Origin of the sequence: Pseudomonas sp. DG56-2, assembly GCF_004803755.1 — a bacterium.
In the GTDB taxonomy this organism is placed as follows: Bacteria; Pseudomonadota; Gammaproteobacteria; order Pseudomonadales; family Pseudomonadaceae; genus Aquipseudomonas; species Aquipseudomonas auratipiscis.
Genome location: NZ_CP032311.1, coordinates 4,357,499 through 4,377,178, shown reverse-complemented (window position 1 = coordinate 4,377,178; position 19,680 = coordinate 4,357,499). Strand labels below are relative to the sequence as shown.

The following is a 19,680-nucleotide window of genomic DNA, read 5'->3' as shown; positions in this document are numbered from 1 at the left end:
CCAGGCTTATTGCGCGGCCGTGGTGGTTTCGATGAACTGGTTGCTGTAGAGCTCGTCGAGCTTGGGTTCTCTGGCGACGATGCCTTCGCTGACATAGAACTTGCGTACCGTGTCCAGTCGTGCGGGATCGATCCGGCCGAGCACGGGCTGATTGGCGTAGACATGCTCGACGTAGAGGCGGAAAGTTTTCTCCAGCGCCGCTTCCTTGCCGGCGTAGGCCGGGACGGCTTTGGCGAACGTCGCAGCCGCAGCTTTCGGGTTCTGGATGATGTCGTGCATGCCCTGCAGGGTGGCCTGGACAACGCCTGCGACAATCTTTGGCTGATGCTTGATGGCGTCATCGGAAGCCAGGATGGCCTGGGCCATGCTTTCGAAAATCTGTTCCTGAGGAATCAGGTTGATCTTCAGTCCGGCCTCTTCGGCATTGACCACCCAGTCCGGCACACCGGCCATGGCCTGCGCCTTGTTCGCCGAGAACAACTGCCAGACGCCCGACGGGCCGGCGGCCTGGATGTCGACGTCGGTTTTGCTCAAGCCAGCTTTGCGCAAGGACGCGAGGAGGGCGTAGTAGGTCGTGTCGGAGTACGACATCACGGTCAGGGTCTTGCCCTTGAGGTCCTTGACCGACTGAATGTTCTCACCGGCATTAGTGGCGATCATGGTCACACCGCCGGCACCGAGCACGGCCACGGCGCGTACCGGAATACCGTTGGCACGAACCACAATCGGGGTGTCACCGATGGCGCCACCGAGCATGGCATTGCCGGCGCCGATCTGTTTGGCGACATCCACGCCGCCCTTGGCGGCGATAAAGGTCAGGTCCAGGTCCCTGGCACTGTAATAGCCCTTTTCCTTGGCAATGATCCATGGCGCAAAGGCCGGGGAGTTGGGCGGCGCGGGCAGCAGGTAAGTAACCTTGGTCGGCTCTGCCTGGGCAGACACTGCCAGACCAAGCCCCAGGGTAATGAGCGAAGTCTGCGCAAGGCGTTGCAGGGACTTGAACATGCGTACTCCTTAATCGGTTGATGGGCCGTGAGGCGTTGATCAATGCAGTTCGGTGTCTTCGCCGACTTTCAGCAGTTCCATCAGGCGGCCAGCCAGGGGGCCGATCTCCGGCAGCTTGCGGCGTTCAAGCGGGTTGTCGCGAAACGGCAGGTCGACATCGATTTCTTCGATGATGGTGCCGGGGCGGGCACTCATGACCAGCAGACGGTCGGACATGGCAATTGCCTCGACCAGGTCATGCGTGATGAACAGCGCAGTTTTTTTCTCTTCGTAGAGCATCTTTGCCAGATCCTGCTGGAGGATCATTTTGGTTTGCGCATCGAGGGCCGAAAACGGCTCATCGAGGAACAATACTTGTGGATCGACCGCCAGGGTTCGGGCCAGCGCTGCACGTTGGCGCATGCCGCCCGACAGCTGGAAGGGATAGTGGTCGGCAAAACCTTGCAGATGGCAGCGGTTGAGCAGATCTTCGGCAATGGTCTGGCGTTGGGACGCGGGCATGCCCTGGATTTCCAGGCCCAACTCGACGTTACGGCGAATGCTGCGCCACGGCATCAGCAAATCTTTTTGCAACATGAAGGCGACTTTGCGCACCGGTCCAACCACGGCTTCGCCACCGACGAAGACTTCGCCTTCGCTGGGGCGGTAAAGGCCCGAGCCCATGTTGAGGATGGTGCTTTTGCCACAGCCGGACGGACCGATGATCGATACCACCTCACCGCGACGAATCTTGAAATTCACCTCGCGAATGGCGAAGGGCGCCTCGGACTTGCCTTTGGCTGGGAAACATTTGCCGACATTGCGAAATTCGATTTCGGTCGGCTCCAGGTCTTCCCTGGAGCGTGGCGAATTCCATTGAGGGGCGATTGCGTACATCTCTTTCACAGCCATTGGGGAAGCTCTCTGGTCTGTTTTATAGGTGATACGCGGTTTAGTGCATGAACAATGCCAAGTGACTTGTTGTCGTGGTTTATTTAAAAAATCGTTATTTATTAATTACTTACTCAAAGTAAGTGAAAAGTAAGTTGTTTTATATATGAAACAAGGTTTTCTATATGGCACGAAATTGCACAGCAATTGCGCTGGGCGATTGCTGATGCAATAAGAAAGGGCTTTTTCGGTAACGGATTTTAGCTAATGGTTTCGTAGGTGAAACCACGGCGAAGAGGCCGAATAGACGGCCTCTGCGCGAGTGATATATTCAGTGAGCCTTGGCGGGCTTGAGCACCAGCCACAAGGCCAACGCGATCAACACACCGCCATACAGGTGCGCCATCGACAAGGGTTCATCCAGCAGCCAGGCGCCCCACAGCACCCCGAACGCCGGGATCATGAAGGTGACGGTGGTAGCCTTGACCGGCCCGATTTCGCTGAGCAGGCGGAAGTAAAGAATGTAGGCGAACGCAGTACACAGCAGGCCCAGGCCCAGCAACGACAGCCACACCTGCCAACCGCCCCAGCTCGCCGGAGGCTCGGTCATCACGTTGTAGGCGAACAGTGGTAACAGCAACAAGGTCGCGCCCATCATGCTGCCCAGCGCCGACAGACGACTGTCCAGGCCGCCCTGCTGGTCAAGCCAGCGCCGGGCGAGAAACCCGGCAAAGCCGTAGCACATGGTGGCAGCCAGGCACGAAAGAGCGCCTTGGATCAGCTTGTAGTCGAACTCCACCGGCCCAGCGCCGCTGAGAATACCGACCCCGAACAGGCCCAGGAAAATACCGCTGAGCTTGGCCAGGGTCATTGGCTCGCGGAAGAACAATGCGCCAATCAACACGCCCATCAACGGTGTTGTCGCGTTGAAAATTGCCGAATAACCGGCTGGCAGCACCTGGGCGGCAACCGAGTACAGGGTCGCCGGTATACCCGAGTTGACCATGCCCAGTACCAGGCAGGCGCCAAGCTTGCCGTTGAAATTCCAGCGCACGCGCAGCAGGGCGAGTATCACCACCAGGCCCAGGCAAGCGATCGATACCCGGAAAAACGCCGTAGGCAGCGTGCCGAGCACTGGGGCAATGATGCGCATGAACAGAAAGCTTGCACCCCAGACAGCGGCGAGTATCAGCAGGCGGGTGATGGCAATGGGGCTCATGGGCTCTCCAGGTCCTTTGAGGCGGGGCGCGAGTTTACGCCAGAACCCGAGTTTGGCTCTCTCCCTTTCTTGCGCTGGAATTCTTGAGGCGGTGAGATTGGCCGATACGTCTGTGTCGCCGGGCTTCATTATGCCCTTTTCAGGGATAAAGCCCGTCGATAACTACGCCATCACACTTATGCAGACATCAAGGTCTCGCGGTATGGTTTTATCAAGTATCGCCTCGATCTGCGTAATTTGTGTTGGAGTTAGATCTACGACACCATCTTTTACACCCGCTTGAAGGGACGCCCAGCCAACCACTTCAAGCACGGCTTGGGTGAATTCTGGTTCTACGTCGAGTTCAAACTGCACGAATTCATTTTCGTGGCCATCAGGAAAAAAGCCTTCGATACATAAAATCATAATCACGCCTAACGCTTATTTTGGCCTTGTTCTTCCCGGTACTATAACGTGGAGCGTTAGCGGCTGGCTGTGGGGCGATTCCCAAATTCAAAAAGTTCAATGAAGGACGCTCAGCTAGTAGTTGCTGTACTGAAACTTGTGGGTCGGCGAGTTTGGCCGATACACCCGTATCGTCGGGCTTTCCCTGCCCACGGCGACTGGCTAAGCTCAAGCTTTGACACTCCTGCAGAGGTTCGATGTATGCCCCAGCACTGGCCGGCCGCCGATATCGCGCGGATGATCCTCGATGGCTTCGACGATTACCGTGAGCATTTTCGCCAGATCACCGTCGGTGCCCGCGCTCGCTTCGAGCAAGCGCAGTGGCAGCAGATCCAGAGTGCTTCGGCGGCGCGTATCAATCTCTATGAGGAAAAGGTCAGCGAGGTCAGTGACTGGCTGCACAAGGCGTTTGCCGCTGAAGTGTTGCTGGATGTCGCCCAGTGGCCGCTGGTCAAGAGTGCTTATATAGGCTTGATCGATCCGCGCCTGGACGATGAGCTCTCGGAAACCTGGTACAACTCGATTTTCTGCAGTCTGTTCAGCCATGACCTGATCAGCGACGGCTGCATGTTCATTCATACCACCCGGCCATCATTGCGCAGCCACGAACGGGCCGCGCAAACGCGCATCTATCATCCGCAAGGCAGCTTGAGCAGTGTACTGGCGCAAGTCTTTGACGATTACTGCTTCGACGTGGCGTATGGCGACCTCCAAGGTGACCTGGCGCGTTTGGAAGGACAGTTGCGCGAGAATTTGCCGGATTGGGTGTGCAAGGACCCGGCGCTGGCGGTGGAACTGTTTTCTCCGGTGTTGTATCGCAACAAAGGCGCCTACCTGGTCGGACGCCTGTACACACAGGATGAGCAGTGGCCACTGGTGATTCCTTTGTTGCACCGCGAGGGTCATGGCATCGAAATCGATGCACTGATCACCGACGAAGCGGAAGTGTCGATCATCTTTTCCTTTACCCGTTCGTATTTCATGGTGGATGTTCCGGTGCCCGCCGACTTTGTCGGCTTTCTAAAACGCATCCTGCCGGGCAAGCATGTTGCCGAACTCTATACCTCTATCGGCTTCTACAAGCACGGCAAGTCGGAGTTCTATCGTGCGCTGATCAATCACCTGGCCAATACCGATGACCGTTTCATCATGGCGCCGGGTGTGCGCGGCATGGTGATGAGCGTATTTACGCTGCCGGGCTTCAATACCGTGTTCAAAATCATCAAGGACCGTTTTTCGCCGTCCAAGAGTGTCGACCGGGCGACGGTGATCGAGAAGTACCGGCTGGTGAAAAGTGTCGATCGGGTCGGACGTATGGCCGATACCCAGGAGTTTTCCGATTTCCGTTTCCCGTTGAGCAAGTTTGAGCCTGAGTGCCTGGCGGAGCTTTTGGAAGTGGCGCCCTCTACGGTGCAAGTTGAAGGTGACACCGTGCTAGTTCGGCACTGTTGGACGGAACGGCGTATGACGCCGCTCAATCTTTATCTGGAGAATGCCAACGACGCTCAGGTACGCGAGGCGTTGGAAGATTATGGTCTGGCGATCAAGCAACTGGCGGCAGCGAATATTTTTCCCGGCGATATGTTGCTGAAGAATTTTGGCGTTACTCGGCATGGTCGCGTGGTGTTCTATGACTATGACGAGATTTGCTTTCTGACTGAGGTGAATTTTCGATACATCCCGCCAGCGCGGTATCCCGAGGATGAGATGTCCGGTGAGCCGTGGTATTCGATTGGGCCGCACGATGTGTTCCCCGAGGAGTTTCCTCCGTTTCTGTTCGCCGATAGCGGGCAGCGGCGGCTTTTCAGTCAGTTGCATGGCGAGTTGTATGACGCTGACTATTGGAAAAGTCTGCAGGAAGCGATTCGCGGGGGAAAAGTGATTGATGTGTTCCCGTATCGGCGCAAGGCCCGGGAGTGTTGAGCTCAAGCCCGCGGGGAACACAGTGGTAGCGGGCTTGCTGTTTAGCTTTTCAGGCACTTGAGGTCGCTTAGGTCTTTTTGCACCTGGCTCAGCCGTTGTTCCAGGTGTTGGCGTTGCTGGGGAGTGCTCTGGGCGATCAGGTCAACCAGCAACTGTCGGGCGGCTTGTTCTGTACGTTGGTAGGCCACGCGGTATTCGGGGGTCCAGAGGCTTTCGCGATTTTTCAGTAGTTGTTCGAGTTGAGGTTCGAAGTTGGCGTTTTTACGCTGCTCCATGGCTTCGCTGAAGTGCGCCTGCCAATTCGCTCGATTGGCAATCCACTGGCGGTTCTGTTCGCCCAGGCTCTGCGACCAGGTGACTATCCGCAGTTGTTGCTGCGCAGTGAGTTCACCGAGCCAGGGGGTAAGGCGCTTTTCCATGCGTTCGCTACGTGCTTCGATCTGACGGGCAAGAGGTGTCTTGACGAATTTGGCCTGGCGTTCGCGGATGTCTTCGCTGAAGGCCTGGCGCATTTCGCGTACTTGATCGTCGTCCATGGCACTTAGCAGTTGTGCGGCGGAGGGGGTGATCTGGTCCGCAACTTTGGCGATGGCCTGTTTTGCTTCTTGGGTGCGCAATTGCAGTTGCGCGTCAGTGACTTGATCATCGGCGACCATTTGTCGGACTTTATCGATCCAGGTCAGGTACTCGGGCAGTTGCGTGCGGCAGTGCCAGGCCAGATGCTGTTTGAGGCGCTGATTGAGCCAGGTCTTTTGCTGGCGGTTCATGTCCAGGTAGTCATTGAGTGACCAGGGCACCAGTACATCGAGGTTGCGATAGGCCAGGTCGATGCGGCTGCACGCCACCACCAAGAGGGCAGGAGCGAGTAGCAGCAGGCAGGGGCGCAGGTACTTGTGCAGGCAGGCGTACATGAGCGAATCCTTGCAGTGGCTTGCGTGTCTTTATAGAACAGCTTGGCTCATTGCGGTTCCTTTTGCCGGTTGGGTGTAGAATGCCGGGCTCGCAAAGAGGATTTCCGGAAATGGCTTTAGTTGGGCGTTACAACAGTTTGCAAATCGTCAAATACACAGACTTCGGCCTGTACCTGGACGGCGGCGTGGATGGCGAGATCCTCTTGCCCAATCGCTACATTCCGAAGGACACGCCCACCGAGGTCGAAGATTGGCTGAACGTCTTCGTCTATCTGGACAGTGAAGACAAGCTGATCGCTACCACGGAAAAGACCAAGCTACAGGTCGGCGAGTTCGCGAGCCTGAAGGTCAAGGAAATCAACAGCATCGGTATTTTCCTCGATTGGGGCCTGCCCAAAGACCTGCTGATGCCGTATTCCGAAGAAAAACGCCAGATGAAAGCCGGCGAGTACTGCGTGGTGCACGCCTATCTGGACAAGCGTACGCGTCGTATCACCGCGACCGCGCGTCTGGACCGTTATCTGGATAAAGTGCCGGCCACCTATAAGGAAGGCCAGGAAGTTGATTTGCTGGTGGTCGAAGAAACCCCGATGGGTTTCAAGGCAATCATCAACAACAAGCACTGGGGCCTGATCCACAAGAACGAAGTGTTCAAGTACATGCGTTCGGGCAAGCAAGAGAAGGGCTATATCAAGGAAATGCGCAGCGACGGCAAGATAGCCTTGAGCCTGCAGCCGATTGGCCAGGACCTGGCCAACAGCTTGAACGACAAGATTCTGGCCAAGCTCAAGGACGCCAATGGCGTGCTGCCGGTCAGCGACAAGAGCGATCCGCAGGTGATCAGCGATATGTTCGGGGTCAGCAAGGGTAACTTCAAGAAGGCCATCGGTGCCTTGTACAAGGATGGCCACATCGTCATTCACGCCGACCGCATCGAACTGGTCTGATCAGGCCTGGCGAAAGCCTGCAAAGTTCAGGTTTTCGCCGCCTTGACGAGTGTCCTGGAGCAGCGAGTCGCGATCGGCGCTCAGTGCCAGGCTAATGGTGGAGCGCCGCTTGCCGGGGTGGCGCACTTCCATTTTTTCCAGATGGGCTTTCAGAAAGTTCACCGGCACCTTCAAATGCTGCAGCTCGTCGGTTTCGGGTGTATGCAGCAGCAGGTTGACCCAGTCGGCCGCCCCTTTGCGCAGCACCAGCTTCACCGGCACATCGAACCACCACAGGCTGCGTTTGCTGTCGAGCACGGCGAATAGGCTGTTGTCGCTGGAGAGCACCGGTTTTCCCAGCTCCAGGTTACGACGGGCGATGGCGGCGGGTTTATCGAGTTTCATGCAGGTTCCTACGGGTGACGCTTGAAAGGTCGACTATTGTGCTGGCAACGCGGCGAAACATAAAGCGGCGTAATGATTGAACCGGCGCCCGACAAATAATTGAAACTCCTGAACACAGCCATTGGTCCACTGACTGTCGACTCTGACAACCCGTTTTTCCCCTTCAGGAGAACTCTCATGAGTGGCACCAAAGATAAAGTCAAAGGCATGGCCAACGAAGCGGTTGGCAACATCAAGCAAGGCGTAGGTAAAGCAACCGACAATGATCGCATGCGCGCAGAAGGTGAGATGCAGGAGCGCAAAGGCGAGGTTCAACAAAAGGTCGGAGAGGTCAAGGACGCAGTGAAAAAGCCTTGATAGTTGTAGGCAAGGTTACGCGACGGCCATCCTGAGATGGCCGTTGTGCTATCTACGCCAATCAATCGCAACTTTGGGCCAATCGTCGTTTAGACTTCAGTGCAAAGCTTATTGAGGCGCCGTGCCCATGATTTTCGAGCGGCGAAAGGAGACGCTATGATTTTTCCCGCCCTGCGCGGCTTGCCGTTGCATCGAGTGCTGGTACGCACCGTAAAGGAATTTCTCGACGACGAGATGTCGACCTATGCCTCGGCTCTGGCCTATCAGATGTTGTTCTCGCTGTTTCCCTTCCTGTTGTTCCTGATCGCTTTGATCGGCTTTCTGCACTTGCCTGACTTTTTTTCCTGGCTGCGTCTGCAGTCAGAGATGGTATTGCCACCACAGGCATTGGAGCAGGTCAATCCAGTCATTGACCAACTGCAGCAGTCCAAAGGTGGCTTGCTTTCGGTGGGTATCGTGATTGCTTTATGGACGGCATCTGCAGGTGTGCGCTTGATGATGAGTGCGATGAATGCCGCTTACGATGTGGTCGAAGGCCGCCCAGTGTGGAAGCGCATTCCACTGTCGGTCGTCTACACCGTGGGAATCGCGGGTATGTTGCTGGCCGCGGCGGCGTTGATGGTGCTCGGGCCGCAGGTGATGGAGTGGATCGCCTCGCAGGTCGGCATGCAGGAGTTCATCGTGACCTTGTGGACGATTCTGCGTTGGCCGGCAATCATCATTTTGATGATGGTGGCAGTGGCGTTGATCTACTACGTAATGCCCGATGTAAAACAGGAGTTTCGTTTTATCACCCCAGGCTCGGTACTGGCGGTGGTGGTATGGATCATCGCTTCGTTGGGGTTCGGCTATTACGTCAAAACCTTCGCTGACTACAACGCCATGTACGGCAGTATCGGTGCGATTATTGTCCTACTGCTGTATTTCTATATTTCTGCCGCGGTGTTGTTGTTGGGGGCGGAAATGAATGCAGTCATTGAACATATGTCCGTCGAGGGTAAGGATCCCGGTGAGAAAGAGGCCGGTGAAAACCTCCATGAACATGATAAAAAGCATGTTTCCGGGTTGGGACGCGATCACTCGCTCGACCACCCGGCTACCTCGGAAGATGAGCCCGTGAGACGTACATCCCATGATTCGTGACATTCTGAAAATGGGCGACGAGCGTTTGCTGCGTATCGCTGCGCCGGTGCCTGAGCAATTGCTTGCCAGTGCTGAGCTCGAGCAGCTGATTGCTGACATGTTCGAGACCATGCGCCATGTGGGCGGCGTTGGCCTCGCCGCCCCGCAAATCGGTATCGACCTGCAATTGGTCATTTTTGGTTTCGAACGTAGCGAACGCTATCCGGACGCCGAGCCTGTTCCCCAGACCATCCTCCTCAATCCGCTGATCACGCCCTTGGACACCGAAGTCGAAGACGGCTGGGAAGGGTGTCTTTCGGTTCCGGGCCTGCGGGGGGTGGTACCGCGCTTTCGACGTATTCGCTACCAGGGGATCGATCCTCAAGGCCAGGTAATCGATCGGGTCGCGGAAGGTTTCCATGCCCGAGTGGTGCAGCATGAGTGCGATCACTTGATCGGACGGCTGTATCCGTCACGCATTCATGACTTCAATAAGTTCGGTTATACCGAGGTGCTGTTTCCCGGGCTGGATCCTGCCAGCGACGATTGAACCCGGGCCATGGCCAATAACTGTTTGCTGCGCTGGTAACGCACCAGGCGCTCAGCCAGCGCGGCGGGCAGATCAATGCGCAGCTCGAAGCCTTGTCGCTGATAGAAGGGTACAAGCTCGGGGTGGCAGAATAACCAAGTGATTCCTTGCGCGTCTTGCATGGCCGTGTCAATCAAGTGCTGAGCGATCCCTTGTCCTCTATGTTCATGCGCGACCCAAAGTCCGGTCAGCCAAAAGCCACCTGAAACCGGCGTCAGGCACATCGCTGCGACGAGGTCTTCGGCACGGGCCACCCACAACTGCCCTTGAGCCGCCGCGCGCATGGAAGAACCCTGGCTTTTATAGAATTTATTCAGCAATGGCCGCTCAAGGGCGGTCAGCTGACAGTAGCGTAATTTGGTCACGGCAATCGTCCAGCAAAGGCTCTGGCTTGGGCTTTTACAGGGGCAACGTTCACCTGTCGAGGGTGAACATTCCAGTGGATTGTTACAGTTTTGGTAATAGTGATTGTCCGGCTTAGGGATTTAACCCGATTGGCCAACTTGTAAACTATGTTTGTCCCGACAAAAAGTAGCAGCGGGACCGGTACTTCGTGTTATGTCAAAGTGGTAGATGTAACAACTTCTCCGCGCCTCTGTTGGCCAATGAAGTCAATCGATTAGTTTGATTGCTTTGCAGGCTTATTATCATGAAAAGTTTACTTGTTCTTGCCCTTGTCGGTATGTCTTCTTTTGCCTTGGCTGATGAAGTTAAAGTCGCCAATGTACAGCCGGTAGTTGAACAGTACGATTATTCGACCAACCTGGATATTGCCAAGGTTATCAGCTTGTCGACCATTCCCAACGTCTGTGAAGTGGTGCCGGCAACCATGGTTTACGAAGATCACCAAGGTCAACGCCACACCCTCGAATACCGCGCCATGGGTAATGGGTGCACTAACGGCTGAGCCCAGCCCAGCCCAGCCCAGACCTATTACCGTGCTACGGATTTTCGCGCTCCAATAGCTGACGCTTTCGTTCGACGCCCCAACGGTAACCGGAAAGGTTACCGTCGCTGCGCACCACCCGGTGACAGGGGATCGCCACGGCGAGCGCATTGGCAGCGCACGCTTGGGCCACCGCACGCACCGCTTTGGGCGCGCCGATGCGCTGGGCTATTTCGGCATAGCTTGCCGTTGTCCCGGCCGGGATCGTGCGCAGCGCTTGCCAGACCCGTTCTTGAAAGGCTGTGCCGCGCAAGTCCAGGGGCAAATCCAGGCCGATTCCGGGTGCCTCGATCAATCCCACCACCCTGGCCACCAGAGATTCAAACTCGCGATCACCGCCGAGCAGATTTGCCTTGGGGAATTTGTCCTGCAGATCCTGCAACAAGGCCTGTGGGTCGTCGCCCAGGAGAATCGCACAGATACCGCGTGCGCTTTGCGCCACCAGAATCGCCCCCAATGAGCACTGGCCGAGGGCAAAACGAATATCGGTATTGGCCCCGCCATCGCGGTAAGACCCCGGGGTCATGCCCAGGCGTGCGTTGCTCGACTCGTAGAAGCGACTGTTGGAATTGAAGCCGGCTTGGTACAAGGCATCGGTTATGCTGCTGGAGTGCTGTAACTGATGACGCACTTTGTCTGCGCGGTGGGCCGAGGCATAGGCCTTGGGCGTCACTCCGGTAATGGCCTTGAACACCCGATGCAGGTGAAACGGGCTCATGCTCAATTGTTCGGCCAGTTGATTGAGGCTGGGTATCGACTCGGCGTCCTCGATCAGTTGGCAGGCTTGGGTGACCTTCGCCCGATGTTGCTCGGCCATCAGCGTCTGGTCAGCAACCTTTCGTTTGCTAGGCCGGTAACCCGCCGCTTCAGCTTGCGTCGGGGTGTCGAAGAACTCGACGTTGTCGATACGCGGCAGGCGCGAGCTGCTACTGGGCCGGCAGTACACACCGGTGGTGCGCACGGCATAGACAAACTCACCGTCGGCCGCCGGGTCGCGGGCGAGCATGGCTTGCCAGCGTGGATCGGATTCGCTGATGGAGGATTTACCTTGGCTCATACCGAGAATCTCTTGGTCAGTAGGGATGTGCTCAGGTTAGGGCGGACGTTGAAGGAATAAACTCCGGGTCTTGCGTTCAAACTCGCGGGTTGGGCACGCGCCACAGGTACCAGGCAGCGACCGTGCGGTAGGGGCGCCATTGCTCACCCAGCTCGAGCATTTGCCGGCGGCTCGGCTGCGTGTCCAGACCTTGCAGGCGACGGTAACCTTCACGCACGCCGAAGTCATCGACGGGCAGGATGTCCATACGTTCCAGGGTGTAGATCAATAGCATCTCCACGGTCCAGCGGCCGACACCGCGTAAACTGACCAGGCGCTCGATCAGCGCTTCATCGGTCATTGTCAGTGCCTGCTCATGGTCTGGAACCACACCTTGCTGGCGCGCCTGGGCAATGCCCTGGATGGTAACCAACTTGCTCCCCGAGAAGCCGCACGCCCGCAGTTGCTCGGCTGGCGTGGCCAGCACTTGTTCGGGACTGGGAAAATCACTGCCTGGATACAGTGCAAGAAAGCGCCCGAGGATGGCATCGCCTGCCTTCACGTGCAGTTGCTGGTAGGCAATGGCGCGTACCAGTGCCTGGTACGGGTCTCGCTGCGGGCGTGGCTGATGCAGGCATGGACCAATGGCCTGGACATGCGCGGCCCATTTCGAATCCAGCGTGCGCAGAAATTGCTCGGCCTCAGTGAATAACGTGTTCATGTCGCCTCCATGGCGTGGACCACCCGCTCCAGGGCCTGTTTGAGTTCCGCGCGGCTGCTGGCGGCCGAAAGGCTGACACGCACCGCCGGCAGTTCGCTCTGCTTTACGGCAAATACTTCTGCAGGCACCACTTCCACGGCATTGGCCCGACAGCGTTGTACCAGCGTTTGTGCAGGCACCGAACAGTTCACCCAGACATGCGGCGACGGCGCCTGGCCATAGAGCCTGTCAGCACCCAAAATTCTGCGCGCCAGGCGCCAGCGCTGTTGGGTCTCGGCACGTTGCCAGGCCAGGCGCCGATGTGCAGTGCCGTCACTGATCCAGCGACAGGCTATCTGCAAATTCAGCGGCGATACCTGCCAGTGTGTTGCCTGGGCGTGCGGGTCGATCCTGGCCAGCAACAGCGAGTCAGCGACGATCCAACCCAGGCGTAGCCCCGCCCCGACTGTCTTTGACAGGCTGGTTATCAATATTCCCTGCGAACCCAGTAACGGCCATAGGGGCGGCTGATCGGTCAGAGCACCATACACATCATCCTCGACCAACAGCAGGCCATGGCGCTGGATGACTTCGACAATCGCCTGCTGACGCTCGCGACTCATGGTGGCCCCCGTGGGGTTTTGCAGGCTGGGGGTGAGTACTACGAGCCGTGCACCGGTGGCGCGGGCGACGCGGTCCAGATCCTCAGGCAGAATTCCTTCCTGGTCCTGGGCGATGCCGTGCAGCGGCAAACGCAATTGGCGGCACGCAGCCTTGATGCCCGGCGCGGTCAGCGCTTCCACCAGCACCGGGTCTCCAGCCTGGCAGAGCGATAACAGAACACTGAACAGACCTTGTTGAGCGCCGCCGCACAACAGCAGTTGGCTGGCGTTCAGGTGCAGCCCGCGATTGGCTAGCCAGCTTGCCCCATGGGCGCGGGCCATTAGCAGCGCTTCGGCATTCAGATAATGGTCCAGGCCGCGAACTGCACCTTCGTGCAACAGTGCCTGCAAGGTGCGCTCAATATCCTGGTTGTCTGGATCGATCACCGGTACGTTGGTGGACAGATCGATCAGGCTGGGCTGCAGGCCGTTTTGCTTGAGATGAAACAGCGTTGCCTCTTTGCTGCCCGCCAGGACATAGGTGCCGCGACCCACTTCACCACTGACCAGATGGCGAACGGCAGCTTCACGGTACGCCTGTTGGGTGGTACTCGGGTTCAGCCCCAGGGCCCAGGCCAGGCGACGCTGTGGTGGCAGGCGTTCGCCGACTTTCAGTTCACCGCGCTCGATGGCGTCGGCGATGGCCTCGACCAAAGCCAGGTAGCGGGGTTGTTCAGTGGCGGGGAGGGTGGGCGTCCACATTTATTGTCGGCCATGCAATATAAGGTTTTACCCATACAATGGCTCGGCGCTAGGATCTGGTCAAATCCACTGTTGCCGAGGTGTTCCATGTTCGACCTGAATGACTTGCGTGAAGCTGCCCGCCTGGTACATGCCAGCGTGCCTGCCACTGCCCAGTACGCTTGGCCCCGGTTGGCGGAGCGACTGGGATGCGAAGTCTGGGTCAAACACGAGAACCACGCCCCGACCGGTGCTTTCAAGGTGCGCGGTGGATTGCTCTATGTGCAATGGCTGCAGGCCCAGAAGCCACAGGTTCGCGGCCTGGTCACTGCCACTCGTGGCAATCATGGGCAGAGCATGGCTCTGGCGGCGCGCAAGGCCGGGTTGCCGATCATTATCGTGGTGCCGCAGGGCAACTCTCGAGAAAAAAACGCGGCGATGCGTGCGCTGGGTGCGGAGTTGATCGAATACGGCGTCGATTTTGATCAGTCTCGGGAAGAAGCGGCCCGTCAGGCACAGATGCATGGCTATGAAATGGTACCGTCATTCCACCCGCAACTCGTTCGCGGAGTGGCCACCTATGCCCTGGAGTTGTTCGATGCGGTACAGAACCTGGATTGTGTCTATGTGCCGATCGGCATGGGCTCGGGAATCTGTGGGCTGATTCAGGCCCGCAACCTGCTGGGGTTGAGCACCGAAATCGTGGGCGTGGTCTCCAGCGCGGCCGATGCTTTTGCCTCGAGTTTCGAGCAAGGGCGCATCGTTACTACCGCGACCGCCGATACCTTTGCCGACGGTATGGCGTGCCGTATTCCTGTGCCCGAAGCATTCAAGCTGGTTTACCAGCATGCCGCGCGCATCGTACGGGTGAGCGATGAAGAAGTCGCTCAGGCTATGCGCATCTATCACGAAGATACCCATAACACAGCTGAAGGCGCTGGGGCTGCCGGCCTCGCTGCCCTGATCCAGGAGCGCGATCGCCAGCAAGGGCGCAAAGTGGCGGTAATCTTGAGTGGCGCCAATATCGACCGGCAACGTTATGCGCAGGTCTTGGCGGGTGACTGAAAAATTCTGAATTGATCAATAGGAAAAAATGCTATCTTAATTTGATAGCATTTTCCGATGAACAATCGATACCGCAGAATCCTCGAGAGTATTTTTCGCTCACCTACAAGCGCCAGTCTGGCGTTCAGCGACATTGAAGCGCTGGTGCTGTATTTAGGCGGGCAAGTTCTGCAGCGTGAAGGTTCCAGGGTCAAGCTGGTTCTAGGTGCAGAGCAATGGCGTTGCCATCGCCCCCACCCCGGTAAAGAGACCAAGCGATATCAAGTAGAAGAAGCCCGCGAATTTTTGCTGCGGGCAGGAGTTCAGCTATGAACGCGATGAACTACAAGGGCTATAACGCTCGAGTCGAGTATGACCCTCGTGACGACATTTTCGTCGGTCGGGTGCTGGGGGTGCGTGACATTATTAGTTTCCACGCCAGCTCTGTGAGCCAGTTACATGAAGCATTCCACCTGGCACTGGACGATTATCTTGCAGATTGTGCGGAGCGAGGCGTGCTCCCTGAGCGTCCAGCCTCGGGCAAAGTCATGTTGCGCATTCGCCCTGAGGTGCATGCCGCTGCGACGATCGCCGCGAAATCTGCAGGCAAAAGTCTCAATCAATGGGCGGATGAGGTTTTTGCGCGTGCAGCCCAGTTCTGACAGACCGGGGTAAAGGCAAGGCAGTTTTTCCAGTACAGCGCCCGTGTTTCCGCTTTAATAGCGCCTGCCTTCAACGCTGCCTATGGAATGCCCCATGCCTTTCTCCAATGGATTTCTTCTCAGTCTTTCCTTATGCCTCGATATCGGCATTGCCAACATCGCCATGATCACCCTGGCCATGCAGCGTGGGTTCTTCCAGGGCTTCTGGTTGGGGTTGGGTACGTGCGTCGGTGATCTGGTCTACGCAGTGGCTGCGCTGGTCGGGATGACCGTGTTACTGCAATTTGAGACGGTGCGCTGGGTGCTGTGGCTGGGCGGATCACTTTTGCTGGTGTGGTTTGCCGTGAAGATGCTGTTGGCCGCCTGGCGCGGTGACGGCCAGGTACAAGCGGGGCAGGTGGTTGTGGAGTCGTTCTGGCGTGAGTTTCTGCGCGGGATTTTCCTGGCCATGTCATCACCGACGGCGATCCTCTGGTTTGCGGCTGTAGGCGGGGTGCTGATCTCCCGTTCCGGTGGTGGCAGTCTGATTGAGGCGGGTCTGTTTCTGTCAGGTTTTTTTGCTGCAGGACTCATCTGGTGCCTGTCGCTGTGCTTGATCGCCAGTCATGGTGGACGACTGCTGGGCAATCGACTGCTGACGTGGTCCTATCTGCTTTCAGCGGCGATTTTCTGTTACTTCGCCGTCTATGTAATTGTTTCCGGCTATCGGGAATTCATCCTTGCCGTGCCTGCCGCCACAGCGGGTCTATAATCATTCGGGGTGCCCATTTGCAGGCGCCGACAGGCCGGAGGATCTTCGAGATGAAAGGTCTGGATGCAAAGAAAATGGCCAAGAAAAAGCCCCTCAGAACCATTGATGAAAAACGCGCCGCCAAACGCGCCAAGCGCTCGGCCAACAGTGGATTCCTTCCATGACATCCACAAGGAGCCCCGCAAGGGGCTCCTTGTGGTTTCCAGGTGCCGCGTTTTTCCCGGCGCAAAAGTTTTCCAGCAGCGTTGTCGATTTTTCCAGCAGCCATTCGACCATCTGTGAACGCACCGATTTGCTCGGTGCCTGGCACTCATCGAATCTGTGAGGATAAGATCATGAGCAGCACTGCCGAAAATGAAGTACGCCAACTCATCGAACGCTGGATACCTGCCGTTCGTGCGCGAGACATCCCTGCCATTCTCGCCCCATATACCGAAGACATCGTTGCATTCGATGCGGTCAAGGAATTGCAATTCAAAGGCAAGGCAGCTTATCGCGACCACTGGCAAGCCTGTATGGAGCACTGTCCCGGCGACATGATCTTCGAGATGGAGCAACTGCAGGTTCATGCCAGCGCCGACCTGGCTTTTGCCCACTGGCTGGTCCGCTGTGGTCCGGCCAGCGATGAGAGTGGCGAAGACAAGAGCTGCTACATGCGCGCCAGCGCCGGTTACAAGCGCATCGATGGGCAATGGATGGTTGTTCATGAGCATTGGTCGGCACCTTTCGACATGGAGACCGGTGCTGCGTTGTTCTCGCTCAAGCCTTGAGTCGAACACTTTCGAAAACGTGACCAAAGGCGCCTGCTGCAGCGGCGCGACTTGCAGCCATGTTGGCATTTGCGCTGGAGAAGACGATGAAATACCTATGCCTGGTCTATTGTGAAGAAGGTCTGCTGCACAGCTTGCCCGATAGCCCCGCCGATGCCGAGTGCATGGCGTATGCCGAAGCGATCCAGGGAACTGGGCGGATGCTCGCCGCCGAGGCGCTCAAGCCCGTGCAGACTGCCACCACGGTGCGTGTCCGGGGTGGGCATATGAGTTTGACCGACGGGCCGTTTGCCGAAACCAAAGAACAACTTGCGGGCTTCTATCTGGTAGATGCCCGTGACCTGAATGAAGCCCTGAACATTGCCAGGGGTATTCCTGCCGCCAGAGTTGGCAGTGTCGAAGTGAGGCCGATCCGCGAGTTGCAACCTTGAGTCGAAGGAGAACAACAAGATGAGCCTTCACCCTCCAGGGGCTGCGCAGTATGAGCTGTCCCTCAGCCGATTGATTGATGCTCCACGTAGAAAAGTGTTCCGGGCCTGGACTGACCCGCAGTTGTTGGCCCAGTGGTGGGGGCCGAACGGCATGATCACCCCGGTGTGTGAAATGCAGTTGTGGGTAGGCGGGTTGTTTCGCACGGTAATGCAGGCGCCAGACGGTGCCGAGTACCCCAACCAGGGGGTGTTCCTGGAAATTCTTGCACCTGAGCGAATTGTTTTCACTGATGCTTTCGGGCCAGGCTGGGTGCCGTCGAGCAAGGCATTCATGACGGCGGTAGTGACCTTCGAGGATGTTCAAGGCAAAACCCAGTACACCGCACGCGCCTGGCACTGGAATGCCGCCGATTGCTTGACCCATGAAGAAATGGGTTTTCATCGCGGGTGGGGTGAAAGCCTGGACCGACTGGTGACTGTGGTGACCACGCAGATGCCGGACTGATGGCAACGCAGGCCCAGGTGCAGGCCGAGGTCGAGTCTGTTTATCAGCGAGAATCGCGGCGCATTCTTGCTACATTAATTCGTTTGCTGGGAGATTTCGACCTGGCCGAGGAGGCCATGCACGAAGCGTTTTTTGTTGCTGTCGAACGTTGGCAGCGCGATGGAATACCCGCCAGTCCAAGGGCCTGGCTGGTGTCCACCGGCCGCTTCAAGGCCATCGACGGATTGCGTCGGCGCGCTCGTTTCGACCGCACCCAGGCGCAGTTGATGATCGCCTTGGAGGCACAGCAGGAGGATGAGGTGAAAGACGAGGAGCTGGAAGATGATCGCCTGCGCCTGATCTTTACCTGTTGTCATCCGGCGTTGGCCGCCGATGCCCAGGTGCCACTGACCTTGCGTGAGGTCTGCGACCTGACCACCGAGGAAATCGCCCGGGCCTTTCTACAGAGCCCGGCCACTATTGCCCAGCGCATCGTGCGTGCCAAGGCGAAGATCCGTGATGCGCAGATTCCCTATCAAGTGCCGGCGCTGAACGAATTGCCGGAGCGCCTGGACAGTGTGCTGAGGGTCATTTATCTGGTGTTCAACGAAGGCTACTCGGCGTCCTCGGGCGACAACCTGATGCGCAACGACCTCAGTGATGAAGCGATTCGCCTGGGGCGGCTGTTGCAGCAATTGCTGCCAGACCCGGAAGTGCTGGGGTTGCTGGCGTTGATGTTGCTGCAGGCTTCGCGGCAGGACGCGCGCAGTGACGACAAGGGCGAATTGATTTTGCTCGATGAACAGGATCGCAGTCTTTGGAATCGCGCATTGATCGCCGAAGGCAGCGAGTTGGTGCAGCAGGCATTGCGAACGCGCCACTTCGGGGTGTATAGCCTGCAAGCTGCAATTGCTGCGGTGCATGCTGAAGCGGCCAGCGCAGAACAAACCGACTGGGAAGAAATTGTCGGCCTTTACGATGTATTGCTGCGGGGCTGGCCATCGCCTGTGGTGGAACTCAATCGTGCCGCTGCCTTGGCGTCACGCGATGGCCCCCAGGCGGGGTTACTGGCGGTGGACGCGATTTTGGCGCGAGGCCAGTTGCAGGACTATCACCTGGCCCATTGCGCCCGTGCTGAACTTTGTCGGCAACTGGGGCGCGTGGATCAAGCGCGCGCGGCCTATCAAACCGCGCTGAACCTAACCCAACAAGGTGCCGAGCGGCGCTTTATCGAACGCCGCTTGAGCCAGTTGTGAGGTTTAGCCGATGGTGATTGGCGGCGGGCTGACCAATTCCACTGTCTGTTGTTTACGCGGCGCGAGGATCTCAGCCTCGCCATCGACGACCAATTCGTCATTCTGATTGAACACCCGCGTGGCGATGCGCACTTTGAACTTGGGCAGTTTTTCCAGGATTTCCAGGCGCACGGTCAGGGTGTCGCCGAACTTGACCGGCTTCTGGAAGCTCATGGTCTGTCCCAGGTAGATGGTGCCCGGGCCAGGCAGTTCGCAGGCAACTGCGGCGCTGATCAGTGCACCGCTGAACATGCCGTGGGCGATACGCTCCTTGAACATGCTCTTGGCTGCGAACTCGGCATCCAGGTGGACGGGGTTGTGGTCACCGGACATCGCTGCGAACAGCTGGATGTCACGTTCTTCGACGGTCTTGCTGAAACTGGCAGTCTGGCCGACTTCAAGGGCTTCGTAAGGAGTGTTGGTGACCTGGGACATCGATTCGGTTCC

Annotated in this window: 25 protein-coding genes; 14 read left to right on the top strand and 11 right to left on the bottom strand. The window is 57.5% G+C overall.

Annotation, left to right across the window (positions count from 1 at the left end; translation table 11 throughout):
• Nucleotides 1-6: 6 nt before the first annotated feature.
• The 4 genes from D3Z90_RS20040 to D3Z90_RS20025 all read right to left on the bottom strand — a co-directional run bounded on the left by D3Z90_RS20040 (nucleotide 7) and on the right by D3Z90_RS20025 (nucleotide 3,499).
• Nucleotides 7-1,005 (bottom strand): ABC transporter substrate-binding protein, encoded by a 999-nt coding sequence (locus D3Z90_RS20040; protein ID WP_136477667.1) that lies wholly within the window; start codon nucleotides 1,003-1,005, stop codon nucleotides 7-9.
• 39 nt (nucleotides 1,006-1,044) lie between these two features.
• On the bottom strand, nucleotides 1,045-1,881 hold the full coding sequence (locus D3Z90_RS20035; protein ID WP_256658393.1) for an ABC transporter ATP-binding protein: 837 nt from the start codon (nucleotides 1,879-1,881) through the stop codon (nucleotides 1,045-1,047).
• Between the two features lie 325 nt (nucleotides 1,882-2,206).
• Nucleotides 2,207-3,094, bottom strand: coding sequence for a DMT family transporter (locus tag D3Z90_RS20030; RefSeq protein WP_136477665.1), 888 nt, complete (start codon nucleotides 3,092-3,094; stop codon nucleotides 2,207-2,209).
• Nucleotides 3,095-3,256: 162 nt separating this feature from the next.
• Complete coding sequence (locus D3Z90_RS20025; protein ID WP_136479005.1) at nucleotides 3,257-3,499, bottom strand: pyocin S6 family toxin immunity protein; 243 nt, start codon at nucleotides 3,497-3,499, stop codon at nucleotides 3,257-3,259.
• A 240-nt stretch (nucleotides 3,500-3,739) separates the two neighbouring features.
• On the opposite strand from D3Z90_RS20025, the gene aceK reads away from it, so the two are divergent.
• The gene (gene aceK, locus D3Z90_RS20020) at nucleotides 3,740-5,461 is read left to right on the top strand and encodes a bifunctional isocitrate dehydrogenase kinase/phosphatase (protein WP_136477664.1); all 1,722 of its coding nucleotides are present in this window, start codon (nucleotides 3,740-3,742) and stop codon (nucleotides 5,459-5,461) included.
• A gap of 41 nt (nucleotides 5,462-5,502) precedes the next feature.
• Here aceK and D3Z90_RS20015 read toward each other — a convergent pair whose 3' ends face one another.
• Nucleotides 5,503-6,372 (bottom strand): DUF6279 family lipoprotein, encoded by an 870-nt coding sequence (locus D3Z90_RS20015; RefSeq protein WP_136477663.1) that lies wholly within the window; start codon nucleotides 6,370-6,372, stop codon nucleotides 5,503-5,505.
• 110 nt (nucleotides 6,373-6,482) lie between these two features.
• On the opposite strand from D3Z90_RS20015, the gene D3Z90_RS20010 reads away from it, so the two are divergent.
• Nucleotides 6,483-7,319: a S1 RNA-binding domain-containing protein gene (locus D3Z90_RS20010; protein ID WP_136477662.1), complete on the top strand. Its 837-nt coding sequence runs from the start codon at nucleotides 6,483-6,485 to the stop codon at nucleotides 7,317-7,319.
• Here the strand turns inward: D3Z90_RS20010 and D3Z90_RS20005 are convergent, their stop codons facing one another.
• A complete protein-coding gene (locus D3Z90_RS20005) occupies nucleotides 7,320-7,703 on the bottom strand; it encodes a hypothetical protein (RefSeq protein WP_136477661.1) in 384 nt (127 codons plus the stop codon).
• 177 nt (nucleotides 7,704-7,880) lie between these two features.
• On the opposite strand from D3Z90_RS20005, the gene D3Z90_RS20000 reads away from it, so the two are divergent.
• From D3Z90_RS20000 to def, 3 genes are all read left to right on the top strand, one after another.
• Nucleotides 7,881-8,060, top strand: coding sequence for a CsbD family protein (locus tag D3Z90_RS20000; protein ID WP_136477660.1), 180 nt, complete (start codon nucleotides 7,881-7,883; stop codon nucleotides 8,058-8,060).
• Nucleotides 8,061-8,216: 156 nt separating this feature from the next.
• Nucleotides 8,217-9,203 carry a YihY/virulence factor BrkB family protein gene (locus D3Z90_RS19995; RefSeq protein ID WP_136477659.1) on the top strand — a complete coding sequence of 329 codons (987 nt, stop codon included), beginning with the start codon at nucleotides 8,217-8,219 and terminating at the stop codon, nucleotides 9,201-9,203.
• Nucleotides 9,193-9,732, top strand: coding sequence for a peptide deformylase (gene def / locus D3Z90_RS19990; RefSeq protein WP_136477658.1), 540 nt, complete (start codon nucleotides 9,193-9,195; stop codon nucleotides 9,730-9,732). The genes D3Z90_RS19995 and def overlap by 11 nt, the downstream gene beginning before the upstream one ends.
• On the opposite strand, the gene D3Z90_RS19985 is transcribed toward def, so the two are convergent.
• Nucleotides 9,684-10,136 (bottom strand): GNAT family N-acetyltransferase, encoded by a 453-nt coding sequence (locus D3Z90_RS19985; protein WP_371922216.1) that lies wholly within the window; start codon nucleotides 10,134-10,136, stop codon nucleotides 9,684-9,686. The genes def and D3Z90_RS19985 overlap by 49 nt on opposite strands.
• Nucleotides 10,137-10,420: 284 nt before the next feature.
• Between D3Z90_RS19985 and D3Z90_RS19980 the strand changes: the two genes are divergently transcribed.
• The gene (locus tag D3Z90_RS19980) at nucleotides 10,421-10,678 is read left to right on the top strand and encodes a DUF2790 domain-containing protein (protein WP_136477657.1); all 258 of its coding nucleotides are present in this window, start codon (nucleotides 10,421-10,423) and stop codon (nucleotides 10,676-10,678) included.
• Nucleotides 10,679-10,712: 34 nt separating this feature from the next.
• Here D3Z90_RS19980 and ada read toward each other — a convergent pair whose 3' ends face one another.
• From ada to D3Z90_RS19965, 3 genes are all read right to left on the bottom strand, one after another.
• The gene (gene ada, locus D3Z90_RS19975; protein WP_136477656.1) at nucleotides 10,713-11,774 is read right to left on the bottom strand and encodes a bifunctional DNA-binding transcriptional regulator/O6-methylguanine-DNA methyltransferase Ada; all 1,062 of its coding nucleotides are present in this window, start codon (nucleotides 11,772-11,774) and stop codon (nucleotides 10,713-10,715) included.
• Between the two features lie 76 nt (nucleotides 11,775-11,850).
• Nucleotides 11,851-12,474, bottom strand: a complete 624-nt coding sequence (locus D3Z90_RS19970) for a DNA-3-methyladenine glycosylase (protein WP_136477655.1) — start codon at nucleotides 12,472-12,474, stop codon at nucleotides 11,851-11,853.
• Nucleotides 12,471-13,817 carry a PLP-dependent aminotransferase family protein gene (locus D3Z90_RS19965; protein WP_136477654.1) on the bottom strand — a complete coding sequence of 449 codons (1,347 nt, stop codon included), beginning with the start codon at nucleotides 13,815-13,817 and terminating at the stop codon, nucleotides 12,471-12,473. The genes D3Z90_RS19970 and D3Z90_RS19965 overlap by 4 nt, the downstream gene beginning before the upstream one ends.
• A gap of 87 nt (nucleotides 13,818-13,904) precedes the next feature.
• On the opposite strand from D3Z90_RS19965, the gene D3Z90_RS19960 reads away from it, so the two are divergent.
• The 8 genes from D3Z90_RS19960 (at nucleotide 13,905) to D3Z90_RS19925 (ending at nucleotide 19,194) form a co-directional block, all read left to right on the top strand.
• Nucleotides 13,905-14,861, top strand: coding sequence for a threonine dehydratase (locus D3Z90_RS19960; RefSeq protein WP_136477653.1), 957 nt, complete (start codon nucleotides 13,905-13,907; stop codon nucleotides 14,859-14,861).
• A 57-nt stretch (nucleotides 14,862-14,918) separates the two neighbouring features.
• Nucleotides 14,919-15,173, top strand: coding sequence for a type II toxin-antitoxin system HicA family toxin (locus D3Z90_RS19955; RefSeq protein WP_136477652.1), 255 nt, complete (start codon nucleotides 14,919-14,921; stop codon nucleotides 15,171-15,173).
• Nucleotides 15,170-15,502 (top strand): type II toxin-antitoxin system HicB family antitoxin, encoded by a 333-nt coding sequence (locus tag D3Z90_RS19950; protein WP_136477651.1) that lies wholly within the window; start codon nucleotides 15,170-15,172, stop codon nucleotides 15,500-15,502. The genes D3Z90_RS19955 and D3Z90_RS19950 overlap by 4 nt, the downstream gene beginning before the upstream one ends.
• Before the next feature lie 94 nt (nucleotides 15,503-15,596).
• Nucleotides 15,597-16,253 carry a LysE family translocator gene (locus D3Z90_RS19945; RefSeq protein WP_136477650.1) on the top strand — a complete coding sequence of 219 codons (657 nt, stop codon included), beginning with the start codon at nucleotides 15,597-15,599 and terminating at the stop codon, nucleotides 16,251-16,253.
• Between the two features lie 335 nt (nucleotides 16,254-16,588).
• Nucleotides 16,589-17,023 carry an SgcJ/EcaC family oxidoreductase gene (locus tag D3Z90_RS19940; RefSeq protein WP_136477649.1) on the top strand — a complete coding sequence of 145 codons (435 nt, stop codon included), beginning with the start codon at nucleotides 16,589-16,591 and terminating at the stop codon, nucleotides 17,021-17,023.
• Between the two features lie 86 nt (nucleotides 17,024-17,109).
• The gene (locus tag D3Z90_RS19935) at nucleotides 17,110-17,454 is read left to right on the top strand and encodes a YciI family protein (RefSeq protein WP_136477648.1); all 345 of its coding nucleotides are present in this window, start codon (nucleotides 17,110-17,112) and stop codon (nucleotides 17,452-17,454) included.
• 19 nt (nucleotides 17,455-17,473) lie between these two features.
• On the top strand, nucleotides 17,474-17,959 hold the full coding sequence (locus D3Z90_RS19930) for an SRPBCC family protein (protein WP_136477647.1): 486 nt from the start codon (nucleotides 17,474-17,476) through the stop codon (nucleotides 17,957-17,959).
• Nucleotides 17,959-19,194, top strand: coding sequence for an RNA polymerase sigma factor (locus D3Z90_RS19925; RefSeq protein ID WP_136477646.1), 1,236 nt, complete (start codon nucleotides 17,959-17,961; stop codon nucleotides 19,192-19,194). Before D3Z90_RS19930 ends, D3Z90_RS19925 begins: the two co-directional genes overlap by 1 nt.
• Before the next feature lie 3 nt (nucleotides 19,195-19,197).
• Here D3Z90_RS19925 and D3Z90_RS19920 read toward each other — a convergent pair whose 3' ends face one another.
• Complete coding sequence (locus D3Z90_RS19920) at nucleotides 19,198-19,668, bottom strand: MaoC family dehydratase (RefSeq protein WP_136477645.1); 471 nt, start codon at nucleotides 19,666-19,668, stop codon at nucleotides 19,198-19,200.
• Between the last annotated feature and the right edge of the window lie 12 nt (nucleotides 19,669-19,680).

Bases quoted from the DNA above. Each gene is read 5' to 3' on its own strand.
- D3Z90_RS20035 (WP_256658393.1), bottom strand. From the start codon at position 1,881: ATGTACGCAATCGCCCCTCAATGGAATTCGCCACGCTCCAGGGAAGAC.
- def (WP_136477658.1), top strand. From the start codon at position 9,193: ATGATTCGTGACATTCTGAAAATGGGCGACGAGCGTTTGCTGCGTATC.
- D3Z90_RS20015 (WP_136477663.1), bottom strand. From the start codon at position 6,372: ATGTACGCCTGCCTGCACAAGTACCTGCGCCCCTGCCTGCTGCTACTC.
- D3Z90_RS19970 (WP_136477655.1), bottom strand. From the start codon at position 12,474: ATGAACACGTTATTCACTGAGGCCGAGCAATTTCTGCGCACGCTGGAT.
- D3Z90_RS20010 (WP_136477662.1), top strand. From the start codon at position 6,483: ATGGCTTTAGTTGGGCGTTACAACAGTTTGCAAATCGTCAAATACACA.
- D3Z90_RS20005 (WP_136477661.1), bottom strand. From the start codon at position 7,703: ATGAAACTCGATAAACCCGCCGCCATCGCCCGTCGTAACCTGGAGCTG.
- D3Z90_RS19935 (WP_136477648.1), top strand. From the start codon at position 17,110: ATGAAATACCTATGCCTGGTCTATTGTGAAGAAGGTCTGCTGCACAGC.
- aceK (WP_136477664.1), top strand. From the start codon at position 3,740: ATGCCCCAGCACTGGCCGGCCGCCGATATCGCGCGGATGATCCTCGAT.
- D3Z90_RS19920 (WP_136477645.1), bottom strand. From the start codon at position 19,668: ATGTCCCAGGTCACCAACACTCCTTACGAAGCCCTTGAAGTCGGCCAG.
- D3Z90_RS19950 (WP_136477651.1), top strand. From the start codon at position 15,170: ATGAACGCGATGAACTACAAGGGCTATAACGCTCGAGTCGAGTATGAC.
- ada (WP_136477656.1), bottom strand. From the start codon at position 11,774: ATGAGCCAAGGTAAATCCTCCATCAGCGAATCCGATCCACGCTGGCAA.
- D3Z90_RS19965 (WP_136477654.1), bottom strand. From the start codon at position 13,817: ATGTGGACGCCCACCCTCCCCGCCACTGAACAACCCCGCTACCTGGCT.
- D3Z90_RS20025 (WP_136479005.1), bottom strand. From the start codon at position 3,499: ATGATTTTATGTATCGAAGGCTTTTTTCCTGATGGCCACGAAAATGAA.
- D3Z90_RS19955 (WP_136477652.1), top strand. From the start codon at position 14,919: ATGAACAATCGATACCGCAGAATCCTCGAGAGTATTTTTCGCTCACCT.
- D3Z90_RS19995 (WP_136477659.1), top strand. From the start codon at position 8,217: ATGATTTTTCCCGCCCTGCGCGGCTTGCCGTTGCATCGAGTGCTGGTA.
- D3Z90_RS19940 (WP_136477649.1), top strand. From the start codon at position 16,589: ATGAGCAGCACTGCCGAAAATGAAGTACGCCAACTCATCGAACGCTGG.
- D3Z90_RS20000 (WP_136477660.1), top strand. From the start codon at position 7,881: ATGAGTGGCACCAAAGATAAAGTCAAAGGCATGGCCAACGAAGCGGTT.
- D3Z90_RS20040 (WP_136477667.1), bottom strand. From the start codon at position 1,005: ATGTTCAAGTCCCTGCAACGCCTTGCGCAGACTTCGCTCATTACCCTG.
- D3Z90_RS19980 (WP_136477657.1), top strand. From the start codon at position 10,421: ATGAAAAGTTTACTTGTTCTTGCCCTTGTCGGTATGTCTTCTTTTGCC.
- D3Z90_RS19960 (WP_136477653.1), top strand. From the start codon at position 13,905: ATGTTCGACCTGAATGACTTGCGTGAAGCTGCCCGCCTGGTACATGCC.
- D3Z90_RS19925 (WP_136477646.1), top strand. From the start codon at position 17,959: ATGGCAACGCAGGCCCAGGTGCAGGCCGAGGTCGAGTCTGTTTATCAG.
- D3Z90_RS19945 (WP_136477650.1), top strand. From the start codon at position 15,597: ATGCCTTTCTCCAATGGATTTCTTCTCAGTCTTTCCTTATGCCTCGAT.
- D3Z90_RS20030 (WP_136477665.1), bottom strand. From the start codon at position 3,094: ATGAGCCCCATTGCCATCACCCGCCTGCTGATACTCGCCGCTGTCTGG.
- D3Z90_RS19930 (WP_136477647.1), top strand. From the start codon at position 17,474: ATGAGCCTTCACCCTCCAGGGGCTGCGCAGTATGAGCTGTCCCTCAGC.